The organism is Cryobacterium cryoconiti (genome assembly GCF_004403065.1).
Lineage (GTDB): Bacteria > Actinomycetota > Actinomycetes > Actinomycetales > Microbacteriaceae > Cryobacterium > Cryobacterium cryoconiti.
Genome location: NZ_SOHA01000005.1, coordinates 499713 through 522577, shown reverse-complemented (window position 1 = coordinate 522577; position 22865 = coordinate 499713). Strand labels below are relative to the sequence as shown.

The window sequence follows — 22865 nt, the reverse complement described above, 5'->3', positions numbered from 1 at the left end:
CCCGGCCAGGTGCTACGCTGGACCACGGAAAAAGACATCCTTTAACAGCCGTCCGGTGAGGCGGGGAAGGAGGTCGGGTTGATGGCACGAATCGTGTTGAACCAGGCTGATATCACTCGGGCATTGACTCGGATCTCCCACGAGATCCTGGAGTCCAACCGAGGTGCTGAGAACCTCGTGATCCTGGGCATCCCCACCCGCGGCGTCGTTCTGGCACGGCGCATCGCCGAGACCATCGCGCGGATCGAGCCCACCGCGACGGATGTGCGGGTGGGCTCACTCGACGTCACGATGTACCGCGATGACCTCGGCCAGACGCGCACCCGCACGCCGACGCGCACGCAGGTGCCCGGCAGCATCGACGGCGTCACGGTCGTGCTCGTCGACGACGTGCTCTACTCGGGTCGCACCATCCGTTCCGCCCTCGACGCCCTCGGCGACCACGGGCGCCCCACGATCGTGCGACTGGCCGTGCTCGTGGACCGCGGCCACCGCGAACTGCCGATCCGGGCCGATTTCGTGGGCAAGAACCTGCCGAGCTCGACCGAGGAACGCATCAACGTGCACCTGCTGGAGGTCGACGGGGACGAATTCGTCAGTATCGACGGCGGGGCAGCGGAGGACGCGTCATGAGGCACCTCCTCTCCACCAAGGGTATGAGCCGGGACGAAGCGATCCTGCTGCTCGACATCGCCGAGGACATGGCGGATGTGGCGAACCGTGAGGTGAAGAAGCTGCCCACCCTGCGCGGCAAGACCGTGGTCAACCTCTTCTTCGAGGACTCCACCCGCACCCGGATCTCCTTCGAGGCCGCCGCCAAGAGGCTCAGCGCGGACGTGATCAACTTCAGCGCCAAAGGCTCGAGCGTGTCGAAGGGCGAAAGCCTCAAAGACACCGCCCAGACCCTCGCCGCGATGGGCGCGGACGGTGTCGTCATCCGCCACCCGGCCTCTGGCGCGCCGCACGTGCTGGCCGAGAGCGGCTGGATCGACGCAGGCATCATCAACGCGGGCGACGGCACCCACGAACATCCGACCCAGGCGCTGCTGGACGCGTTCACCATCCGTCGCCGGTTGCACCGGGGCGCGGCGCGCGGCAAGGGCCTGGACGGGGTCACGGTCACCATCGTCGGCGACGTGCTGCACTCGCGCGTGGCCCGTTCGAACCTGTGGCTGCTCACCACGCTCGGCGCGCACGTGACGTTCATCGCGCCGCCGACCCTGCTGCCCATGGACATGAGCGGCTGGCCGGCCGAGGCCGGGTTCGACCTGGACGCCGCCATCGACGCCGGGCCGGACGTGGTGATGATGCTGCGCATCCAGCAGGAACGCATGAACGCCGCGTTCTTCCCCAACAGCCGCGAGTACTCGCGCCGCTGGGGACTGGACGATGAGCGCTTCGGCCGTTTGGCCCCGACTACCATTGTGATGCACCCCGGCCCCATGAATCGCGGCCTGGAAATATCTTCAGCGGCGGCCGACTCGGCCGGCTCAACCGTGCGCGAACAGGTCGCAAACGGAGTTTCAGTGCGGATGGCGGCACTGTACCTGCTGCTGTCCGGCGATCGGGAGGATTCATAGATGTCCAGCGACAACGCTGCCAGCACGCCGTACCTGATCCGGGGCGCGACGCTCCCGGACGGTACCCGCACCGACCTCGTCCTCGCCGACGGCCGCATCGCCGAGATCGGCTCCGGGCTCTCCCGCGCCGGTGCGAGTGTGGTCGACGCGGCCGGCTTGATCGCGCTGCCCGGCCTGGTCGACCTGCACACGCACCTGCGCGAGCCGGGCGGGGAACAGAGCGAGACCATCCTGTCCGGCAGTCAGGCGGCGGCCGTGGGCGGCTTCACCAGCGTGTTCGCAATGGCCAACACCTCGCCCGTGCAGGACACCGCCGGCGTCGTCGACCAGGTTCTGGCGCTCGGCGAGCAGGCCGGGTACGTCACCGTGCAGCCGATCGGAGCCGTCACCGTCGGACTCGCGGGGGAGCGCCTGGCCGAACTGGGCGCCATGGCCACGAGCCGCGCCCGGGTGCGGGTCTTCTCCGACGACGGCTTCTGCGTCTCCGACCCGCTGCTGATGCGCCGGGCCCTCGAGTACGTCAAGGCGTTCGACGGCGTCGTCGCCCAGCACTCCCAGGAACCGCGGCTGACCGAGAAGGCGCAGATGAACGAGGGCGCCCTCTCCAGCGAACTTGGGATGGTCGGCTGGCCCGCGGTCGCCGAGGAATCGATCATCGCCCGTGACGTGCTGCTCGCCGAGCATGTCGGATCGCGCCTGCACGTGTGCCACGTGTCCACGGCCGGCTCGGTCGACGTCATCCGCTGGGCCAAGGCCCGCGGCATCCAGGTGACGGCGGAGGCCACCCCGCACCACCTGATGCTGACCGAGGACCTCGTCGTCGGGTACGACGCCCGGTTCAAGGTCAACCCACCGTTGCGCCGCCGGGAAGACGTCGAAGCCCTGCGCGCCGGCCTCGCCGACGGCACCATCGACATCGTGGCCACCGATCATGCCCCGCATCCGATCGAGGCGAAGGACTGCGAGTGGGACGCCGCGGCGAACGGCATGGTCGGCCTCGAGTCGGCCCTCTCCGTGGTGCACGCCTCAGTCATCGACACCGGCCTGCTCGACTGGAACGACATCGCCCGGGTCCTTTCCAGCACGCCCGCCCGGATCGGCCGGCTGGCCGGCCAGGGGCAGGGTCTGCTCGTCGGCGGACCGGCCGAGCTCACACTGTACGACCCGGCTGCCAGCCGGGTCTTCGGGCGCGGCAGCCTGGCCGGCAAGAGCGCCAACTCCCCGTACCTGGAGATGACCCTGCCCGGGCGCGTGCAGGCCACCTTCCACCGCGGCTACGCCACCGTGCTCGACGGTGCGCTGCGCCCTGCCGCCGAGATCGCCGCCCAGGGGGTGCGCACCCATGGCTAGGACCCTTGCCACCGTCATCACCGTCGCCGTGCTGCTCGGCCTGCTCGGACTCATGCTGCGCAGCTGGCGGCGTCGCAGCCGCCGGGATGCCGGCCTGCCGGCCGGCTACCCGCTGCCGTTCGACGCCGCAGTGGAGCTGGCCTCCGCCGCGGTGCTCTACGTCGCCACGACTCTGCGCGCCCGGCCGCTCGAACGTCTGAACATCCCCGGTCTGGGCTTCCGGGCCCGGGCCCGCCTGACCGTGACCGACGCCGGTGTCATCCTCGCCCTGGCCGGCGAGGAGGCGGTGTTCATCCCCGCCTCGGCCATCGCCGTGCTGGAAGACGCCACGGTCGCGATCGACCGCGTCGTCGAGACCGACGGCCTGCTCCTGCTCGGCTGGCGACTGCCCGGCACCGACGGCCAGATCGTCGACAGCTACTTCCGCATTCTCGACCCATCCGACCGCGTCAGCGTGAACGACGCCATCCGAACCATTGCGGCCGACGCCCTGCGCCCGGCCGCGCCCGATGAAAGCGAGGCGTAGCGTGAGCGACGCAACGACCCCCGACCGACCCACACCTGCCGTGCTCGTGCTGGAAGACGGCCGCCGCTACGAAGGCCGTGCCTACGGCAGCCGGGGACAGACCCTCGGCGAGATCGTCTTCGCCACCGGCATGACCGGCTACCAGGAGACCCTCACCGACCCGTCCTACGCCGGTCAGATCGTTCTGATGACAGCGCCGCACATCGGCAACACGGGCGCCAACGACGAGGACATGGAATCCCGGCGGATCTGGGTGTCCGGCTTCGTGGTGCGGGAGCCCGCCCGGATCGCCTCCAACTTCCGCTCCACCCGCACCCTCGACGCTGACCTCGAATCCGGGGGGATCGTCGGGATCAGCGGGATCGACACGCGTGCGATCACCCGGCACATCCGCTCGGCCGGCGCCATGAAGAGCGGCATCTTCTCCGGCGACCGGTTCGCCCTCTCCGACGGCGAGCAGCTCGAACTGGTGCGTTCCGGCGCCGCCATGCGCGGCCGCAACCTCTCCGACGAGGTGTCCACGGTCGAACCCTTCTCGGTGCCCGCGCAGGGTGATCGGATCGGCTCCGTCGCGGTGCTCGACCTGGGCGTCAAGACCTCCACCCTGAATCACCTCGCCGCACGCGGTTTCGAGGTGCTGGTTCTGCCGCAGTCGGTGACGGCCGAGCACGTGCTCTCGCTGAACCCCTCGGCCCTGTTCTTCTCGAACGGTCCCGGCGATCCTGCCGCCTCCGACGCTCACGTGGCGCTGCTGCAGGAGGTTCTGCGGGCGGGAGTGCCCTACTTCGGCATCTGCTTCGGCAACCAGCTGCTCGGACGGGCTCTCGGTTTCCGCACCTACAAGTTGCCGTTCGGACACCGGGGCATCAACCAGCCCGTACTCGACAAGACCACCGGCAAGGTGGAGATCACCTCGCAGAACCACGGCTTCGCCGTGGATATGCCCATCGAGGGCGTGCATGAGTCCCGCACCGGCTTCGGCCGGGTGGAGGTGAGCCACTACAGCCTCAACGACCAGGTGGTCGAGGGCATCCGCTGCCTCGACAGGCCCGCCTTCTCGGTGCAGTACCACCCGGAGTCGGCGGCCGGCCCGCACGACGCCGAGTATCTTTTCGATCGGTTCAGGGACGTGGTGGTCGCGCACAATGCGGCCACCGGAGCAGGAGACGCCAAGTAATGCCCAAGCGCGACGACATCAACAGCGTTCTCGTCATCGGATCGGGTCCGATCGTGATCGGCCAGGCCTGCGAGTTCGACTATTCCGGCACCCAGGCCTGCCGTGTGCTGCGGGCCGAGGGCGTGCGGGTCATCCTGGTCAACTCCAACCCGGCCACGATCATGACCGACCCCGACTTCGCCGATGCGACGTACATCGAGCCGATCACCCCGGAAATCCTCGAGACGATCATCAAGAAGGAACGCCCCGACGCGATCCTGCCGACCCTCGGCGGCCAGACCGCGCTGAACGCGGCCATCGCGCTGCACGAGCGCGGAATCCTGGTCAAGTACGACGTCGAACTCATCGGCGCCTCCTTCGACGCCATCCAGAAGGGCGAGGACCGCCAGATCTTCAAGCAGCTGGTGCTCGATGCGGGCGCCGGCGTCGCCCGGTCCTTCATCGCCCGCACGGTCGAGGAGGCAGTCGGCTTCGCAGGCGACCTCGGCTACCCGCTCGTGGTCCGCCCCTCCTTCACCATGGGCGGCCTCGGCTCCGGCTTCGCCTACACCGAGGCGGAACTCCGCCGCATCGTCGGCGACGGGCTGCACCAGAGCCCCACCAGCGAGGTCCTGCTCGAGGAATCCATCCTCGGCTGGAAGGAGTACGAGCTCGAGATGATGCGCGACACGGCCGACAACACGGTCGTCGTCTGCTCCATCGAGAACGTCGACCCGGTCGGCGTGCACACCGGGGACTCGATCACGGTCGCCCCGGCGCTGACCCTGACCGACCGCGAGTACCAGAAGCTGCGCGACATCAGCATCGACATCATCCGCGCCGTCGGCGTGGACACCGGCGGCTGCAACATCCAGTTCGCAATCAACCCGGCCGACGGCCGCATCATCGTGATCGAGATGAACCCGCGCGTCTCCCGCTCCTCCGCCCTCGCGAGCAAGGCGACCGGCTTCCCGATCGCCAAGATCGCCGCGAAGCTCGCGCTCGGCTATCGGCTCGACGAGATCCCGAACGACATCACCGGTGTCACCCCGGCCAGCTTCGAGCCCACCCTCGACTACGTCGTGGTCAAGGTTCCCCGGTTCGCGTTCGAGAAGTTCCCCGCCGCCGACCAGCGCCTGACCACCACCATGAAGTCCGTGGGCGAGGCGATGGCCATCGGCCGCAGCTACGCCTCCGCGCTGCAGAAGGCGCTCCGCTCGCTTGAGAAGCGCGGATCGTCCTTCCACTGGGGTGCCGAAGCCCGGTCCGTCGAGGAACTGCTCACGGTCGCCGAGATCCCCACCGACGGCCGCATCGTCACGGTGCAGCAGGCACTCCGCAAGGGCGCTTCGATCGAGCAGGTCTTCGAAGCCACCAAGATCGACCCGTGGTTCATCGACCAGATTGTCCTGATCAACGAGATCGCCGTTGAAATCGCTGCCGCCGAGCGTCTCGACACCGACATCCTCCGCACCGCCAAGGATCACGGCTTCTCCGACGCCCAGATCGGCGAGCTGCGCGGCTTCGGCGAAGCGGATGTGCGCAAGGTGCGCCACATCCTCGGCGTGCGCCCGGTCTTCAAGACCGTCGACACGTGCGCGGGGGAGTTCCCCGCGCTCACCCCGTACCACTACTCCAGCTACGACCAGGAGACCGAGGTCGTGGCCAGCGACCGCAAGAAGGTCGTCATCCTCGGCTCCGGCCCCAACCGGATCGGCCAGGGCGTCGAGTTCGACTACTCCTGCGTGCACGCCTCGTTCGCCCTCTCCGAGGCCGGCTACGAGACCATCATGATCAACTGCAACCCGGAGACGGTCTCGACCGACTACGACACCTCCGACCGGCTCTACTTCGAGCCGCTCACCCTCGAGGACGTGCTCGAGGTGATCCACGCCGAGAGCCAGAGCGGCGAGCTCGTCGGCGTGGTCGTGCAGCTCGGCGGCCAGACCGCGCTGGGTCTCGCCAAGGGCCTCGAGGCCGAGGGGATCCCGATCCTGGGGACCAGCCCGACGGCCATCGACCTGGCGGAGGAGCGCGGGCTGTTCTCCGGCATTCTCGACCAGGCGGGCCTGCTCGCACCCCGCAACGGCGTCGCCACCGACTACGCCGGTGCCGTCGTGGTGGCCGAGGAGATCGGCTACCCCGTGCTCGTACGCCCGAGCTACGTACTCGGCGGCCGCGGCATGGAGATCGTCTACGACTCCGCGTCGCTGGCCGACTACTTCACCCGGATGGCCGGGCAGGGCATCATCGGCCCGTCGCATCCGCTGCTGGTGGACCGGTTCCTCGACGACGCCATCGAGATCGACGTGGATGCCATCTTCGACGGCACCGAGCTCTACATCGGCGGCGTGATGGAGCACATCGAGGAAGCCGGGATCCACTCCGGCGACTCGAGTTGCACGCTGCCGCCGGTGACTCTCGGCCGTGCGGAGATCGACCGGGTCCGGGAGGCGACGCTCGGCATCGCCCGCGGCATCGGTGTGCGTGGACTGCTCAACGTGCAGTTCGCCATCGGCGCGGGCGTGCTCTACGTGCTCGAAGCGAACCCGCGCGCCTCGCGCACGGTGCCGTTCGTGGCCAAGGCGCTCGGCATCACCCTGGCCAAGGCCGCCGCGCTGATCATGGTCGGCAAGACCATCGCCGAGCTCAAGGCCGAGGGCAAGCTGCCCCTGATCGACGGCTCGCGGGTGCCGATGGACGCCCCGGTCGCCGTGAAGGAAGCCGTACTGCCGTTCAACCGGTTCCGGACACCTGAGGGCCTCGTCGTGGATTCCGTGCTCGGCCCGGAGATGCGCTCGACGGGCGAGGTCATGGGCATCGACCGTGACTTCCCCCGTGCCTTCGCCAAGAGCCAGCTCGCCGCCTACGGCGGAATCCCGCTCACCGGCACCGTCTTCGTGTCCGTCTCGGACCGGGACAAGCGCGCGATCATCCTGCCGATGCTGCGACTCCAGCAGCTGGGCTACACGATCACCGCCACGGAGGGGACCGCCGAGGTGTTGCAGCGGAACGGCATCCGCGCCGGCATTGTGACCAAGTTCAGTGAGAAGGCCGACGAGGCCGACGTCTCGATCGTCGAGCTGATCCGCCGCGAAGAGGTGCAGATCGTGATCAACACGCCGGGCGGGCGCACCGCCCGGGCCGACGGCTATGAGATTCGCGCGGCCGCGGTGGCCGCTGACCTCCCGCTGTTCACGACCATTGCCGAACTGAGCGCCGCGGTGGCTTCGATCGACGCCATCCGTGGCGGCTTCGAGGTGACATCGCTGCAGGAATACGCGCTCACCCGCACCGCGGCGCTGTGACCCACGCACCCGAACCGAGCGGGTCGACCAGTCCGGTCGACCCGCTCGAAACACCGTCCTTCGGCGACCGGCTCGGCCGTGCCTTCGACCTGCGGGGGCCGGTATGCGTGGGCATCGACCCGCACGCCTGGCTCCTTCGCGACTGGGGTCTGCCCGACACCGCCGCGGGCGCCGAATCCTTCGGGCGTCAGGTTGTGGCCGCGGCCGCCGGTCAGGTCGGCCTGGTGAAGCCCCAGGTGGCCTTCTACGAGCGTTTCGGGTCCGCGGGGTACGTGGCCCTCGAACGGGTGCTCACGGATGCGCGTGCGGCCGGACTGCTCTCGATCGCCGACGTCAAGCGCGGCGACCTCGGCACCAGCGCGGAGGCCTACGGGCAGGCCTGGCTGAGTCCGGGTTCGGCCCTCGAGGTCGACGCCATGACCGTGAACGCCTACATGGGCGTCGGATCGCTCGAACCGGTGTTCGCCCTGGCCGGTCAGACCGGGAAGGGTCTCTTCCTGTTGGCCGCCACGTCCAACCCCGAAGCGGCGGCGTTCCAGCGCGCCGTAGTCGCCGAGGGCACCCAGGCCGGTCACACCGTCGCCGGGGCGGTCTTCGACGCCGTCAGCGCACGGAATGCACGGAACGGAGTCGGCTCGACCGGCTCGATCGGCTCGTTCGGTGTCGTCCTCGGCGCCACGCTCGACCTGGCCACGTTCGGCATCGACCTCGCCGAGGCGCCCGCCCGGGGGCTCACCCCCATACTCGCCCCCGGCTTCGGCCACCAGGGCGCGCAGGTCTCCGATCTGAGGAACTTGTACGGGGGGTACGCTCAAGGCGTTATCGTGAGTGAATCGCGCAGCGTTTTATCGGCCGGCCCCGACCGAATCAGACAGGCGATTGCGCGCCGAGTAGTTGAAGCAGGAGCTGCCCGTGGCTGAGAATCGCCCTACCCCGCCCGACGTCGATCGGGTTGCCGCCTCGCGCGCCGCCGTGGCGGCCCGCCGCGCCCGCGCCGCTGTCAAAGGCCAGATCGCCCATGGAAAACGCACGGCACTCGAGGTGCTTTCCGCGGCGACCGAGAGTCCGGAAGGCGTCGAAGGGCGCCTGCGCGTGACCGAGTTCCTGATCAGCATTCCGGCGATCGGCGTCACCAAGATGCACCGCATCATGGACAAGCTCGAGATTTCGCCCTCGAAGCGTCTGGGGGGTCTGGGCAAGCACCAGCGCGATCGGCTGCGAGATTTTCTCACCGAGCGCACCATGTCCCGGCGCAGGGATTCCTCCGCGAAGCTCGTCGTGCTCGCCGGGCCGACCGCGGTCGGCAAGGGGACCGTCGCCGCGTACATCCGTCAGCATTACCCCGACGTGCACCTGTCCGTGTCGGCCACGACGCGTGCGCCTCGCCCGGGGGAGACCGAAGGCGTGAGCTACTTCTTCGTCGACGACGCCGAGTTCGACCGGATGGTCGAGACCGAAGAACTGCTCGAATGGGCGACCGTGCACAACGCCTCCCGCTACGGCACGCCGCGGGGTCCGGTCGCGGAGGCGCTGGCCCAGGGCCACAGTGTGCTTCTCGAGATCGACATCCAGGGTGCCCGGGCCGTGCGCCGGGCCATGCCGGAGGCGAGACTGGTCTTCCTGCTCCCGCCGAGCTGGGACGAACTGGTGCGCCGCCTGATCGGACGGGGCACCGAGACACCCGCCGAACAGGCCCGGCGACTCGAGACCGCCAAACTCGAATTGGCGGCTCAGGGGGAGTTCGATCACCGGGTCGTGAACCACGACGTGGGCGAAGCCGCGCGCGAGGTCGTAGACTTGATGAATCTGCGTACGGCGCCGTTGCTGCCGTAGCGCCCGTTTTCCGTGATTCTGCGCGTTCCGCAGCACAAACCGCTCTGAAGGAGTGACACCAATGGCTACCAAGCTCACTGGCATCATCGACCCGCCCATCGACGACCTGCTGACCAAGGTCGACTCCAAGTACGCCCTCGTGGTCTTCGCCTCCAAGCGCGCCCGTCAGATCAACGACTACTACGCCGACCTCCACGAGGGCAGCCTGTTCGACAACGTCGGCCCGCTCGTCGACTCGACCGTCGACGACAAGCCGCTGTCCGTCGCGCTGCGCGAGATCAACGAGGACAAGCTCGTTTCCCGCCCCATCGTCGAGTAACGCTCCCACCAAGCGCGCAGGATGTCGTCAGGTCGTACGATCGTCGTCGGGATAACCGGCGGCATCGCCGCCTATAAGGCCGTCAACGTCGTGCGCGCTTTCGTGCTGCGCGGCGACACCGTGCACGTCGTGGCCACGGCCGCCGCCCTGCGCTTCGTGGGCAAGCCCACCCTGGAGGCCATCTCCCGCAACCCCGTGCACACGGACCTCTACGAGGGCGTCGCCGAGGTGCGGCACGTGGCCATCGGCCAATCCGCCGACCTCATCGTGGTGGCCCCGGCCACGGCGAACACCATCGCGAAGCTTGCGGCCGGCCTTGCCGACGACCTGCTCGGCAACACCATCCTGGCCAGCACCGCCCCGCTCGTGATCGCTCCGGCCATGCACACGGAGATGTGGAACAACGCGGCCACGGTGGCCAATGTGGCCACCCTGCGCTCCCGCGGCGTCATCGTCGTGGGTCCGGGCGTCGGCCAGCTGACCGGCTCCGACACGGGGGCAGGCCGGATGGAAGAGCCCGACAGCATCGTCGTCGCCGCTCTCGCCGCCCTCGACGCGGCTGATCGAACGGCGGGGCGCCGTGGCGATCCGCGCCGGGATCTGGCCGGCAAGCACGTCGTGATCACGGCGGGCGGCACCCGTGAACCCCTCGACCCCGTGCGCTTTCTCGGCAACCGGTCCAGTGGAAAGCAGGGTGTGGCCCTGGCCCAGGCCGCGCTGGCCCGGGGGGCCTGGGTGACCCTGATCGCCGCGAACCTGGAGGTTCCCGCTCCCGCGTCGGCCGACGTGCGGCGTGTGGGCACCGCGCTGGAACTCGACGCGGCGGTCACGGATGCCGCCGCGCACGCTGACGTCGTGATCATGGCGGCAGCGGTCGCGGACTATCGGCCGGCAGCGGTGCGCGCCGACAAGATCAAAAAGGACGACACCGGAGACTCCCTCCTGCTTGAGCTGACCCGCAACCCCGATATCCTCGCCGGGCTCGCCGCAGCAGGGCGGCCGGGCCGGCTGCTGATCGGCTTCGCCGCAGAGACGGAACCGGATGCGGACCGGCTGCTTGCGCTCGGACGCACAAAAATGGCCCGCAAGGGCTGCGACTTCCTGGTGCTCAACCGGGTGGGCTGGACCGAGGGGTTTGCCTCGGACCGTAACGAGATCACGGTGCTGGATCGCCGCGGAGATATAGTGTGTGAGGCCTCCGGGAGCAAATTGTCGGTGGCGGAGCGCATCCTTGACCTGATCGTCTGAGCCGCCCCGGACATCCGGTGCCGGTTTGCCGATCACCGGTGTCCGGTTCTCTGCGCTTACGCCCTGGACCGTCGAGGTCACGCGGCCGTCCGGTTGCGTTCTGAGGCCGGTCCCATTCTTTTGCACGTTCATTTCTTCAACACGTTGTTCACCAACAGAGACGGGCCAGATGCGCGATCTTCGCCTCTTCACTTCGGAATCGGTAACCGAGGGTCACCCCGACAAGATCTGCGACCAGATCTCCGACAGCATCCTCGACGCCCTCCTGACGGAAGACCCGCACAGCCGGGTCGCCGTCGAGACCCTCGTCACGACCGGCCTCGTGCACGTCGCGGGCGAGGTCACCACCGAGGCCTACGTGGAGATCCCGTCGATCGTGCGCAAGTGCATCACGGACATCGGCTACGACTCCTCCGACGTCTGGTTCGACGGGCGGTCCTGCGGCGTGGAGATCTCTATCGGCGGCCAGTCGCCCGACATCGCGCAGGGCGTCGACAACGCCTTCGAGCGCCGCGAGGAGTCCAGCGTCGAGGACTTCGACCGCCAGGGTGCCGGCGACCAGGGCATCATGTTCGGCTATGCCACCCGGGAGACCCCCGAGCTCATGCCGATCCCGATCTGGATCGCTCACCGCCTCGCCGAACGCCTCGCCGAGGTGCGCAAGTCCGGCGAGCTCGACTACCTCCGGCCCGACGGCAAGACCCAGGTCACCATCGGCTACGACGGCATCACGCCGCGCACGGTGGAGACCGTCGTGCTGTCCACCCAGCATTCGCCGAAGGTGTCCAACGAGCAGCTGCGTGCGGAGGTCGAAGAGCTCGTCATCCGCCCGGTGCTCGACCGCATCGACCTGGACGCGTCGGGGCTGAACATGCTGATCAACCCCACCGGGCGGTTCGAGATCGGCGGGCCCCAGGGCGACGCCGGCCTCACCGGCCGCAAGATCATCATCGACACCTACGGCGGGTCCAGCCGCCACGGCGGCGGCGCATTCAGCGGTAAGGACCCGTCCAAAGTCGACCGCTCGGCCGCGTACGCCATGCGCTGGGTGGCCAAGAACGCCGTGGCCGCCGGACTCGCCGAGCGCCTCGAGATCCAGGTTGCCTACGCGATCGGCAAGGCGTCGCCGGTCGGGCTGTACGTGGAGACCTTCGGCACCGGGGTGATGGCCGACCGGGACATCACCGCGGCGATCCGAGAGGTCTTCGACCTGCGCCCGGCCGCCATCATCCACTCGCTCGACCTCCTGCGCCCGATCTACGCCCAGACCGCCGCCTACGGCCACTTCGGCCGCGAGCTCCCCGACTTCACCTGGGAACGCCTCGATCGCGTCGACGAGTTGAGAAGCGCTGCCGGACTATGAACCGGCACACGCTGTGACCCGGCACACGCTGTGACCCGGCAGGCGCGCCGTCGATGACCCGCCCAGGCCCCGTGGCCCGGGTGCTGATCGACTCGCCGCTGCCGCAGCTGGACCACCTGTTCGATTACAGCATCCCCGCCGAGCTTTCTGCCATCGCCCTGCCCGGAGTACGGGTGCGGGTTCCGCTGCGCTCGGCCGGCCGGGTGGCCGACGGGTACCTGATCGAGGTCCTTGAGCCGTCCGCACCGGCCGCAGACCCGGAGGCGCTGCCCGGCCTCGACGCGGGCAGCGACTTCCGAGGCGCGCTCAGCCCGATCGAGAGTGTGGTCTCCGCCGCCCAGGTGCTCACGCCCGAGGTCTGGGAGCTTGCCCGCCGGGTGGCCGACCGGGCCTCCGGGAACGCGAGCGACGTCATCCGTCTCGCCGTGCCCCCACGCCAGGTGCGGGTGGAGAAGGCCTGGCTGGCGGCGCGGGCCACGGATGCCGACGGGCCGGCCGACGGGACGCCGGCCGGGTCAGCCGTGGCATCCCTGGCACCCACCGGCCCTGCCGACCCGGCGACGCCGGGGGCGCGGGCGGCGCGGGCCCTGGCCGACTACCCGGCCGGCACCCTGGACACGGCCGTCGAGACTCACGCTCGGCTCTGCGTCGCAGCGGTGCCCGCACTGCAGCTGCTGCCCGACGGGCAGACGATCGGGCACTGGGCGCTGACCCTGGCCGAACTCGCGGTGGCCGGCCTGGCCGCCGGGCAGAGCGCCATCCTGGTCGTGCCCGACTACCGCGACCAGGACCAGCTGCAGGCCGCCCTCGACCTGCTCGCCCCGGCCGGCTCGGTCAGCCGCGTCGATGCGCGCCAGCCGAACCCGGACCGCTACCGGGCCTTCCTGGCGGCGCTCGGCCCCGAGCCGCGGATCATTCTCGGCAACCGTTCGGCCGTGTACGCGCCGGCGGCGAACCTGGGTCTGATCGCGCTCTTCGACGACGGCGACCCGCTGCAGGGTGAACCGCTCAGCCCCTACGTGCACTCCCGCGACGCGGCGCTGGTGCGCCAGGGCCAATCGGGCTGTGCCCTGGTCTTCCTCGGCCACTCGCGAACGGTCGAGGTTCAGCGGCTGGTCGAACTGGGTTGGCTCACGGCGGTGCATCCCGCGAAGAGCCGGCATCCGCGGGTGATCCCCACCGATTTCCAGTCCGAGCCCGACCAGCAGGCCCGCGCCGCGCGCATCCCGACGGCCGCGTGGCGGGCCGCCAAGGAGGCGCTCGGCCACGGCCCCGTCCTGGTGCAGGTCGCCAGCCCGGGATACGCGCCGATGCTCGCCTGCCAGAGCTGCAAGAAGGCAGCCCGCTGCACCACCTGCCAGGGTCCGCTCGCCCTGGCGTCCAAGAACTCGACCCCGTCGTGCCGCTGGTGCGGGGCCCTGGCCGCGAACTGGAGTTGCACGCACTGCGAGGGGCGCGCCCTCCGGGTGGTCACCCTCGGCACCGGGCGCACCGCCGAAGAACTCGGCCGGGCATTCCCCGGCGCGCGCATCATCATCGCCGACGGCGACCACCCGCTGCAGCACCTGGGCGACGCTCCGGCCCTGGTGATCGCCACCCGGGGGGCCGAGCCCATTCCCACGGGCGGGTACCGGGCCATCCTGCTGCTCGACGGCGAACGGATGCTCGCCCGGGAGTCCCTCCGGGTGGGGGAGGACTGCCTGCGCTGGTGGTGCAACGCGGCTGCCCTCGCTGCGCCGGGCGCCGCCGTGGTGCTGGTCGGTGTGGGCGGGCTCGTCGCCCGCGCGCTCAACTCGTGGCAACCCGAAATGCTCGCCGCAGCCGAGCTGGCCGATCGCCGCCAGCTCAAGTTCCCCCCTGCGGTGCGGGCGGCATCCGTCACCGGAACCGACGCCGATGTCGCGGCCGCCCTGGCGGACCTCGCCGGGATGGACGGTGTCGACGTGCTCGGTCCGGTCGGCACGGAGGATCCCCTCGTGCGCGCGATCGTGCGGTTGCCCTATGCCAGCGGCGACGAGGTCGCCCGCGCGCTCAAGGCCGCGATCGTGCGGAACGCCGCCCGCCGCCGACGCCCGAAGGGGGCGTCCTTCCGCCCCGCGCCTACACTCAAAGTACGATTCGACGACCCGGAGCTGCTCTAAATGAAACTCGTCTTCGCCGGCACGCCCCAGGCGGCCGTGCCCAGCCTGGTCGCCCTGGCCCAGTCCCACCACGACCTCGCGGCCGTGATCAGCCGGGCGGATGCCCCGCTGGGCCGCAAACGACTGCTGACCCCGTCGCCGCTCGCCCGCGCGGCCGCGGACCGCGGGCTGCCTCTGATCAAGACCAACCGTCTCGACGCGGATGTGACAGCCCAGATCGCCGCGCTGCAGCCCGACCTCGGCGTCATCGTCGCCTACGGCGGGCTCGTGCGCGAGCCGCTCCTCTCGGTGCCCCGGCTCGGCTGGATCAACCTGCACTTCTCCCTGCTGCCGCGCTGGCGCGGCGCCGCCCCCGTGCAGCATGCGCTGATCGCCGGCGACCTGCAGACCGGGGCCGCCGTGTTCCAGCTGGTGCCGGAACTCGACGCCGGTGCGGTGTTCGCCCAGTCCGCGCAGACCATCGACTCCGACGACACGGCCGGCAGCCTTCTCCAGGACCTCAGCGGCAGCGGCGCGCGCCTGCTGCTGCAGGTGATCGACGCCCTCGAGGCGGGCGGTCTGTCGGCTGTCCCGCAGTCCGGCCCGATCACACTGGCCCCCAAGCTGACCCTGGCGGATGCCCGCATCGACTGGACCGAACCGGCCGGGGTGGTGCGCAACCGGGTGCGCGGGGTCACCCCCGAACCCGGTGCGTTCACGGTGATCGGCGACGCCCGCCTCAAGCTCCAGGCCGTTGCCCTGACCCAGGGTTTCGAGGCCCAGCCGGCCGGCCTGATCCGCGAAATCGACAAGAAAGTGCTGGTTGGAACGGGGACCGAGCCGCTCGAGCTCGTCACCGTGCAACCGGCCGGAAAGACACAGATGACGGCAATCGACTGGTGGCGCGGAGTAGCGGCGGCGGAGGTGGTCGCCTCATGAGCGACGACCGCGTACAGGGCCGGAAGAACGGCGCTCGCTCCGAGAGCGGCCGCACCTCGGAGCGTGCGCGCCCGCAGGCTGATGTCGTGCAGCCGGCCCGGCGGGTGGCCTACGAGGTCATCGCAGCAGTGCGGGAATCCGACGCCTATGCGAACCTGCTGCTGCCCACCCGGATCAAGCGGGCGGCGCTCAGTACCGCGGATGCCGCGCTGGCCACCGAGCTGACCTACGGCACCCTGCGCATGCAGGGCTTCTACGACCGGGTGATCGCCGACGCGGCCGGCCGGCCGGTCACCGCCATCGACCCGGCCATCCTGGACGTGCTGCGGCTCGGCGCGCACCAGCTGCTCGCCACCCGGGTCGCCACCCACGCGGCCGTGAACGAGTCCGTCGAACTGGCCCGCCAGGTGGGCTCCCGCGCCGCCACCGGCTTCACCAACGGGGTGCTGCGCACCATTTCCCGTTCCAGCGCCGACGAGTGGCGCGACCGCGTGCTCAGCGAGGCGGTGAACGACGACGACCGCCTCGCCGCCGAGCACTCGCATCCGGTGTGGGTGGTGCGGGCGTTCCGGCAATCGCTGCGGCTCGAAGGCCGTGAGGCCGAGCTCGATGATCTGCTGGCTGCCGACAACGCCGCCCCCAAGGTGAACATGGTGATCCTGCCCGGACTGAGCAACACGCAAGACACTGACGGGCTCGGTGTCGCCAACGACTTCTCACCCACCGGCTTCGTGCTGGCCGGCGGGGACCCCGTGCACCTGATGCAGGACAGCGGCGGCCGGCTGCGGGTGCAGGACGAGGGCTCCCAGCTGGCGGCCCTCGCGCTCAGCCGGGCGCGCCCGGTGACGCCGGGGGAGCGCTGGCTCGACCTCTGCGCCGGCCCCGGCGGCAAGGCAGCCCTGCTCGCCTCCGAGGCGCTGGCCGGCGGGGCCAGCCTCGTCGCCAACGAAATCGTCCCGGCCCGGGCCGCCCTCGTGCGGAAGGCCCTGGCCGCGGTACCGGCCGCGGTACCTGTCTGGGAGGAGGACGGCACCCGGTTCGGTGCCGAGCACCCGGAGCAATTCGACCGGATCCTGCTCGATGCCCCCTGCACCGGGCTCGGCGCGCTGCGGCGGCGCCCGGAGGCCCGGTGGCGCAAGCAGCCCCGGGACGTCGCCGAGCTGTCGGACCTCCAGTCCGGCCTGATCGACGCCGCCCTCGGCGCGCTCAAACCGGGCGGCGTGCTTGCCTACGTCACCTGCTCGCCGCACGTGGCGGAGACCCGGGGGATCGTCGCGTCCGCTCTGAAGAAATGGGCGGGGCGCGTGCAGACCCTCGACACGGCATCCGTTCTGCAGAGCCTGAGCAGCTCGCCGCTCGATCTGGCCGACGCCGTCGGCAGTGTGCAGCTGTGGCCGCACCGGCACGGCACCGACGCCATGTTCATCACCCTGCTCGAGCGCACGGAGTAGCCGCCGCGCCTGCCCGCAGTAGGGTGAAAGCATGGTCACCCGGATAAACCCCAGCATCCTCGCCGCCGATTTCGCGAATCTCGAACGGGACCTGGGGCGCATCCGCACCGCGGACCTGGTGCACGTCGACATCATGGACAACCATTTCGTGCCCAACATGACGTTCGGGCCCCCCGTCGTCGACCGCCTCGCCCAGATTTCCCCGTTGCCGTTCGACCTGCATCTGATGATCGAGAACCCCGAACGCTGGGCGCCCGGCTACGCGGAGGCAGGCGCGTTCTCGGTCACCTTCCACGCGGAGGCCACGACCAATCCGGTCGGGCTGGCCCGCAAACTGCGGTCCATCGGAGCCCGGGCCGGCATCGCGCTCAAGCCCGGCACGGCCGTCGAACCGTACCTGGAGCTGCTGCCCGAATTCGACCAGGTGCTCGTGATGACCGTCGAACCCGGTTTCGGCGGGCAGAGCTTCATGCCGTCCACCATGCGCAAGCTCCGCACCCTGTCGGAGGCGGTGAAGAAGACCGGACTGGACGTGTGGCTGCAGGTCGACGGCGGCATCACCGAGGACACCATCGTGATCGCCGCCGAGGCCGGTGCCAACACGTTCGTGGCCGGGTCCAGCGTGTTCAACGCCGCGGACCCCGCGAAGCAGATCGCCCGGCTGCGCGCCGCCGCGACCGAACACCAGCACTCGCACTAGTACCCTAGACAGGTGAAGACTTTCGACGAACTGTTCGCTGAACTGAGCGACAAAGCACGTACCCGCCCCGACGGCTCGGGGACCGTTCGCGAACTCGACGCCGGCGTGCATGCCATCGGCAAGAAGATCGTCGAGGAGGCAGCCGAGGTGTGGATGGCCGCCGAATTCCAGAGCGACGACGAAACCGCCGCCGAGATGAGCCAGCTGCTCTACCACGTGCAGGTGATGATGCTGGCGAAGGGCCTGAGCCCTGCCGACCTGTACCGGCATCTGTGACGCATCCGAGAGCGCATCGCCCCGGTCACGCCCGTGAGACTTGATTTTGCCAGAGCCTGAAGACGCAGAGAGTACTGAAATGCTGAGAATTGCCGTGCCCAACAAGGGCTCGTTGTCCGAAACCGCCGCGCAGATGCTGTTCGAGGCAGGCTATACCGGCCGCCGCGACCCCCGCGACCTCGTCGTCTCCGACCCGCACAATGACGTGGAATTCTTCTACCTGCGACCCCGTGACATCGCCACCTACGTCGGCTCCGGCGCCCTCGACGTCGGTATCACCGGTCGCGACCTGCTGCTCGACTCGGGCTCCACCGCGCAGGAGATCGCCAGCCTCGACTTCGGCGACTCCACCTTCCGGTTCGCCGGCCCCGCCGGTCGTTTCACCGCCCTGGCCGACCTGTCCGGCCTCCGCGTCGCCACCAGCTACCCCGGACTCGTCGAGGCATTCCTCGCCGAGCACAACGTCAGCGTCACCCTGGTCACCCTCGACGGCGCGGTCGAATCCGCCGTGCAGCTGGGCGTGGCGGATGCCGTCGCCGACGTCGTGTCCACCGGGTCCACCCTGCGCAAGGCCGGCCTCGAGATCTTCGGCCCGGTCATCCTGCAGTCCACCGCGGTGCTGATCAGCTCCGAGAACGACAAACCCGGCATCGCGACGCTCCTGCGTCGGCTGCAGGGCGTGCTCGTGGCCCGCCAGTACGTGCTGATGGATTACGACATCCCGCAGGTCCTCCTCGACGATGCCTGCCTCCTGGCTCCCGGTATCGAGTCGCCCACCGTGTCGTCCCTGCACGACCCGGAGTGGGTCGCCGTGCGGGTCATGATCCCGCGCCTGAACACCAACCACGTCATGGACGCCCTCTACGAACTCGGAGCGCGCGCCATCCTGATCAGCTCCATCCACAACGCCCGGCTGTAACGGGCGACGACACACAATGGAGGCACGATCGTGAGTCTTTCGGTGCGGGTGATCCCCTGCCTCGACGTGGCCGACGGCCGCGTGGTGAAGGGCGTGAACTTCCAGAACCTGCGCGACGCGGGCGACCCGGTCGAACTCGCCCGCCGCTACTACGAGCAGGGCGCCGATGAGCTCACCTTCCTCGACGTGACCGCCACGGTCGACAACCGCGCCACCACCTACGACGTCGTGCGCGCCACCGCCGAGCAGGTGTTCATCCCGCTCACGGTGGGCGGCGGCATCCGCACCGTCGAGGACGTGTCGCGGCTGCAGGCCAGCGGCGCCGACAAGGTGGGTGTGAACAGCGCCGCCATCCGGCGGCCGGCCCTGATCGGCGAGATCGCCGACCGGTTCGGCTCTCAGGTGCTGGTGCTCTCACTCGACGTCAAGCGCAGCGGGCGCACCGAGTCCGGTTTCGTCGTCACCACCCACGGCGGCCGCACCGAAACCGACCTGGACGCCCTCGCCTGGGCGCGCACCGCCATCGAACTCGGGGTCGGCGAGCTGCTCGTCAACTCCATCGACGCCGACGGCACGAAGGCCGGCTTCGACCTCGAACTGATCACGCTGATGCGCGCCCTGAGCAGTGTTCCGGTGATCGCATCCGGCGGCGCCGGCCGCGTCGAAGACTTCCCCCCGGCGATCGCGGCCGGAGCGGACGCCGTGCTCGCGGCATCCGTTTTCCACAGCGGTCAGCTCACCGTCGGCGACGTCAAGGCGGAGTTGCGAAACGCCGGAATGCCCGTGCGCTGATTTGCGTTCCCTCACAACCGAAACGGCTCCCCGATGACCGACCTGCTCTCCGCCTCCGACGACGCCCTGGCCCGGGCCGTGTTCAACTCCGACGGCCTGCTGCCGGCTGTGATCCAGCAGTGGGACACCGGTGAGGTTCTCATGCTCGGCTGGATGAACCGGGAAGCGCTGCGCCGCACCCTCAGCGAGGGGCGCGTGACGTTCTGGTCCCGCAGCCGCCAGGAATTCTGGCGCAAGGGCGACACCTCCGGCCACGCCCAGTACGTGAAGTCGGCCGCCCTCGACTGCGACGCCGACACCCTCCTCGTGCAGGCCGACCAGGTCGGGGCCGCCTGCCACACGGGTGCCCGCACCTGCTTCGACGGGCGCGGCATCGACGTCGTCACCGGCACGCGCCCCGAGGCCGAGGCGGCAGCTGACCCGACATCCACCGATCCGGCCTCCGCCGACGAGCCGAAGGACTGACCATGGCACCGAACAGCTCCAACACCGCGTCGACGACCGCCGAGCAGTTCGCGAACCTGAGCTCCGGCCACCGGGTGATCCCGGTGGTGCGTGAACTCTTCGCAGACGGTGAGACTCCGGTGGGCATCTACCGCAAGCTCGCGGCGGGCCAGCCCGGCAGCTTCCTGCTCGAATCCGCCGAGCAGGGCGGAATCTGGTCCCGGTTCTCCTTCGTCGGGGTGTCCTCGTTCGGTGTGCTCACCCAGCAGGGCGACGAGACCCGCTGGCTCGACTACGGCCTCTCGGCCGAACGGGCCCTCGGCGCCGCAGTCGGCCTCGGCCCGCTGGCAGCCCTAGCGGCCCTCTACGAGCGCTGGGAAACCCCGCGAATGCCCGGCCAGCCACCCCTGACCGGCGGCCTCGTCGGCTTCATCGGCTGGGAGGCCATCCGCCAGATCGAACGGCTGCCCAACCGACCGACGGCCGACTATGACGTGCCCGGTCAGGCCTTCAGCTTCGTCGCCGACCTCGTCGTGATCGACCACAAGTACGGCACGGTGCAGCTCATCGCCAACGTGCTCAATGACGGCCACGACGAGACGGATGCCCTCTGGGCGGCCGCGCAGGCCCGCCTGGACGCCCTGCAGGCCCGCCTGGCCGAACCCTCGGAGGCCTGGCTCGCCGAAGTCGACCTGTCCACGCCCGCGTCTCCGACCCACCGCACCCGCCGCGAGGATTTCCTCGCCGCGGTCGACGTCGCCAAGGAGCACATCGTCGACGGCGACGTGTTCCAGGTGGTCATCTCGCAGCGGTTCGACCAGGACTGCACGGCCGACCCGATCGACGTCTACCGGGTGCTGCGCAGCCTCAACCCCTCGCCGTACATGTATCTGCTGAGCCTGGAATCCACGGACGGGGAAACCTACTGGGTCGTGGGCTCCTCGCCCGAGGCCCTGGTCAAGGTGCAGAACGACCGGGTGTTCACGCATCCGATCGCCGGGTCGAAGCCACGCGGCGCGACCCCGGAAGCCGACGCCGACTTCGAAGCCGAGCTCGCGGGCGACGCCAAGGAACGCGCCGAGCATCTGATGCTCGTCGACCTGGCCCGCAACGACCTGCTCAAGGTGTGCGCCGCCGGGTCGGTGGAGGTGACCGAGTTCATGCGGATCGAACGGTTCAGCCACATCATGCATCTGGTCTCCTCGGTGGAGGGCAACCTGTTGCCGGGCCGGTCCGCCATCGACGTCTTCCGCGCCACCTTCCCGGCCGGGACCCTCTCCGGAGCGCCGAAACCGCGCGCCCTGGAGATCATCGACGCCCTCGAGCCCACCCAGCGCGGCGTCTACGGGGGAGTGGTCGGCTACTTCGGGTTCGCCGGTGACGCCGACCTGGCCATCGCCATCCGCACCGCCACCATCATGGGCGGCGTGGCCCGGGTTCAGGCCGGCGGTGGGCTCGTCGCCGACTCCGACCCGGTCTCCGAATTTCAGGAGTCGCAGAACAAAGCGGCGGCGCCCCTCCGCGCGGTCGCGGTCGCGAACGCCATGAAGCGGGTGCGTTAGGTGGCATCGGCACGGCGCGTCAAGCTCACGCACATCCTTGTGGTCCTCGCTGCCAGCGGGCTCGCCCTGCTGGCCTGGACGCAGCCGTGGGTGAACGCCGACGTGGCGCAATCAGGGGCGGCCCGGCAGACCCTCGAGGTCGCGGGCGCCACCGCCGCACCCGGCGTCACCGCTCTGGCGCTGGCCGGCATGGCCCTGGCCGGGGCGTTGAGCATCGCCGGTCCCGTCATCCGCCTGGTCCTCGGCGTGCTCGAGGTGCTGCTCGGCTTCTCCGTTTCGCTGTCCGCCTTCCTGGCGATCACCGACCCGGCCACGGCCAGCGCCGGCGCGGTCACCGATGCCACCGGGATCTCCGGCACCGAGTCGGTCGTCGACGCCGTCGTCTCGGCCTCGGTGACGCCGTGGCCGTTCGTGGCTCTCCTCGCCGGCGTGGTCATGGCCGGGGCGGGAGTCTCGGTGTTGGTCACCGCCCGCCGCTGGCCCGGGCCGACGTCCCGTTATCAGGCCGTGCGCTTCGAACCCGTCGACGCAGGCGATCCGGGCGTCGGAGCCGGAGCCGGAGCCGGAACCGGAACCGGAACCGGGCCGGAACGGGACGCCGTCGACGACTGGGACGGCCTGAGCCGCGGCGAAGACCCCACCGCGCCGCGCTGAACCCGGACCGTATTCCCGGTTTCACCGGCTTCCCGGGCAGGCCGGTGAAGCGCGAGGCCGCTAGACTTGTTCTGTCAGTCAACGCACAAAAGGAGAACCATGAGCTTCGAATCGGTAGATCCAGGCGAAGGCCATTCGATCGCGGCCTGGACCGCCGTCACCATCATGCTTCTGGCCATCACCATCGGCACCGTCGCCTTCTTCCTGGTGATTCCGTGGCTCGTCTGGGCCTCTGCCGGTCTGCTCGTGGTCGGACTGCTGGTCGGCTGGATTCTGTCCAAAGTCGGCTACGGCGTAGCCGACTCTTCGCACCAGGGCCACTAGT

General features: G+C 69.8%; 22 protein-coding genes. All 22 read left to right on the top strand.

The features are described 5' to 3' along the window. Nucleotides 1–78: 78 nt before the first annotated feature. The 22 genes from pyrR (at nt 79) to E3T49_RS03740 (ending at nt 22864) form a co-directional block, all read left to right on the top strand. Nucleotides 79–633: a bifunctional pyr operon transcriptional regulator/uracil phosphoribosyltransferase PyrR gene (gene pyrR / locus E3T49_RS03845; protein ID WP_134423589.1), complete on the top strand. Its 555-nt coding sequence runs from the start codon at nt 79–81 to the stop codon at nt 631–633. Further along, complete coding sequence (locus tag E3T49_RS03840; RefSeq protein ID WP_134423586.1) at nt 630–1580, top strand: aspartate carbamoyltransferase catalytic subunit; 951 nt, start codon at nt 630–632, stop codon at nt 1578–1580. Before pyrR ends, E3T49_RS03840 begins: the two co-directional genes overlap by 4 nt. Further along, nucleotides 1581–2930 carry a dihydroorotase gene (locus E3T49_RS03835; RefSeq protein WP_134423584.1) on the top strand — a complete coding sequence of 450 codons (1350 nt, stop codon included), beginning with the start codon at nt 1581–1583 and terminating at the stop codon, nt 2928–2930. Beyond that, on the top strand, nt 2923–3456 hold the full coding sequence (locus E3T49_RS03830; protein WP_134423582.1) for a PH-like domain-containing protein: 534 nt from the start codon (nt 2923–2925) through the stop codon (nt 3454–3456). The genes E3T49_RS03835 and E3T49_RS03830 overlap by 8 nt, the downstream gene beginning before the upstream one ends. Then, nucleotides 3440–4633, top strand: coding sequence for a glutamine-hydrolyzing carbamoyl-phosphate synthase small subunit (gene carA, locus E3T49_RS03825; protein ID WP_174722371.1), 1194 nt, complete (start codon nt 3440–3442; stop codon nt 4631–4633). Before E3T49_RS03830 ends, carA begins: the two co-directional genes overlap by 17 nt. Then, nucleotides 4633–7920 (top strand): carbamoyl-phosphate synthase large subunit, encoded by a 3288-nt coding sequence (carB, locus tag E3T49_RS03820; RefSeq protein WP_134423580.1) that lies wholly within the window; start codon nt 4633–4635, stop codon nt 7918–7920. The genes carA and carB overlap by 1 nt, the downstream gene beginning before the upstream one ends. After that, nucleotides 7917–8840: an orotidine-5'-phosphate decarboxylase gene (gene pyrF / locus E3T49_RS03815; RefSeq protein ID WP_134423578.1), complete on the top strand. Its 924-nt coding sequence runs from the start codon at nt 7917–7919 to the stop codon at nt 8838–8840. Before carB ends, pyrF begins: the two co-directional genes overlap by 4 nt. After that, the gene (gene gmk / locus E3T49_RS03810) at nt 8833–9753 is read left to right on the top strand and encodes a guanylate kinase (protein ID WP_134423576.1); all 921 of its coding nucleotides are present in this window, start codon (nt 8833–8835) and stop codon (nt 9751–9753) included. Before pyrF ends, gmk begins: the two co-directional genes overlap by 8 nt. Nucleotides 9754–9814: 61 nt before the next feature. Next, nucleotides 9815–10072, top strand: coding sequence for a DNA-directed RNA polymerase subunit omega (gene rpoZ, locus E3T49_RS03805; RefSeq protein ID WP_134363655.1), 258 nt, complete (start codon nt 9815–9817; stop codon nt 10070–10072). 21 nt (nt 10073–10093) lie between these two features. Next, nucleotides 10094–11320, top strand: coding sequence for a bifunctional phosphopantothenoylcysteine decarboxylase/phosphopantothenate--cysteine ligase CoaBC (coaBC, locus tag E3T49_RS03800; RefSeq protein WP_134423575.1), 1227 nt, complete (start codon nt 10094–10096; stop codon nt 11318–11320). Nucleotides 11321–11489: 169 nt separating this feature from the next. After that, the gene (metK, locus tag E3T49_RS03795; RefSeq protein ID WP_134423574.1) at nt 11490–12683 is read left to right on the top strand and encodes a methionine adenosyltransferase; all 1194 of its coding nucleotides are present in this window, start codon (nt 11490–11492) and stop codon (nt 12681–12683) included. A gap of 53 nt (nt 12684–12736) precedes the next feature. Further along, nucleotides 12737–14824, top strand: coding sequence for a primosomal protein N' family DNA-binding protein (locus E3T49_RS03790; RefSeq protein WP_134423573.1), 2088 nt, complete (start codon nt 12737–12739; stop codon nt 14822–14824). Further along, complete coding sequence (fmt, locus tag E3T49_RS03785; protein WP_134423572.1) at nt 14825–15742, top strand: methionyl-tRNA formyltransferase; 918 nt, start codon at nt 14825–14827, stop codon at nt 15740–15742. Next, nucleotides 15739–17193 (top strand): RsmB/NOP family class I SAM-dependent RNA methyltransferase, encoded by a 1455-nt coding sequence (locus E3T49_RS03780; RefSeq protein ID WP_134423571.1) that lies wholly within the window; start codon nt 15739–15741, stop codon nt 17191–17193. Before fmt ends, E3T49_RS03780 begins: the two co-directional genes overlap by 4 nt. Before the next feature lie 31 nt (nt 17194–17224). Further along, complete coding sequence (gene rpe / locus E3T49_RS03775; RefSeq protein ID WP_134423570.1) at nt 17225–17893, top strand: ribulose-phosphate 3-epimerase; 669 nt, start codon at nt 17225–17227, stop codon at nt 17891–17893. 12 nt (nt 17894–17905) lie between these two features. Continuing rightward, entirely contained in the window at nt 17906–18169 is a 264-nt protein-coding gene (locus E3T49_RS03770) for a phosphoribosyl-ATP diphosphatase (RefSeq protein ID WP_134423569.1), read from the top strand. 79 nt (nt 18170–18248) lie between these two features. After that, nucleotides 18249–19088, top strand: coding sequence for an ATP phosphoribosyltransferase (hisG, locus tag E3T49_RS03765; protein ID WP_134423568.1), 840 nt, complete (start codon nt 18249–18251; stop codon nt 19086–19088). 30 nt (nt 19089–19118) lie between these two features. Next, on the top strand, nt 19119–19880 hold the full coding sequence (hisF, locus tag E3T49_RS03760) for an imidazole glycerol phosphate synthase subunit HisF (RefSeq protein ID WP_134423567.1): 762 nt from the start codon (nt 19119–19121) through the stop codon (nt 19878–19880). 33 nt (nt 19881–19913) lie between these two features. Next, nucleotides 19914–20345: a phosphoribosyl-AMP cyclohydrolase gene (hisI, locus tag E3T49_RS03755; protein WP_134423566.1), complete on the top strand. Its 432-nt coding sequence runs from the start codon at nt 19914–19916 to the stop codon at nt 20343–20345. 2 nt (nt 20346–20347) lie between these two features. Then, the gene (locus tag E3T49_RS03750) at nt 20348–21886 is read left to right on the top strand and encodes an anthranilate synthase component I (protein ID WP_134423565.1); all 1539 of its coding nucleotides are present in this window, start codon (nt 20348–20350) and stop codon (nt 21884–21886) included. Then, nucleotides 21887–22540: a Trp biosynthesis-associated membrane protein gene (locus E3T49_RS03745; RefSeq protein ID WP_134423563.1), complete on the top strand. Its 654-nt coding sequence runs from the start codon at nt 21887–21889 to the stop codon at nt 22538–22540. Nucleotides 22541–22639: 99 nt separating this feature from the next. Beyond that, a complete protein-coding gene (locus tag E3T49_RS03740) occupies nt 22640–22864 on the top strand; it encodes a DUF6704 family protein (RefSeq protein ID WP_134423561.1) in 225 nt (74 codons plus the stop codon). Nucleotide 22865: the final 1 nt, after the last annotated feature.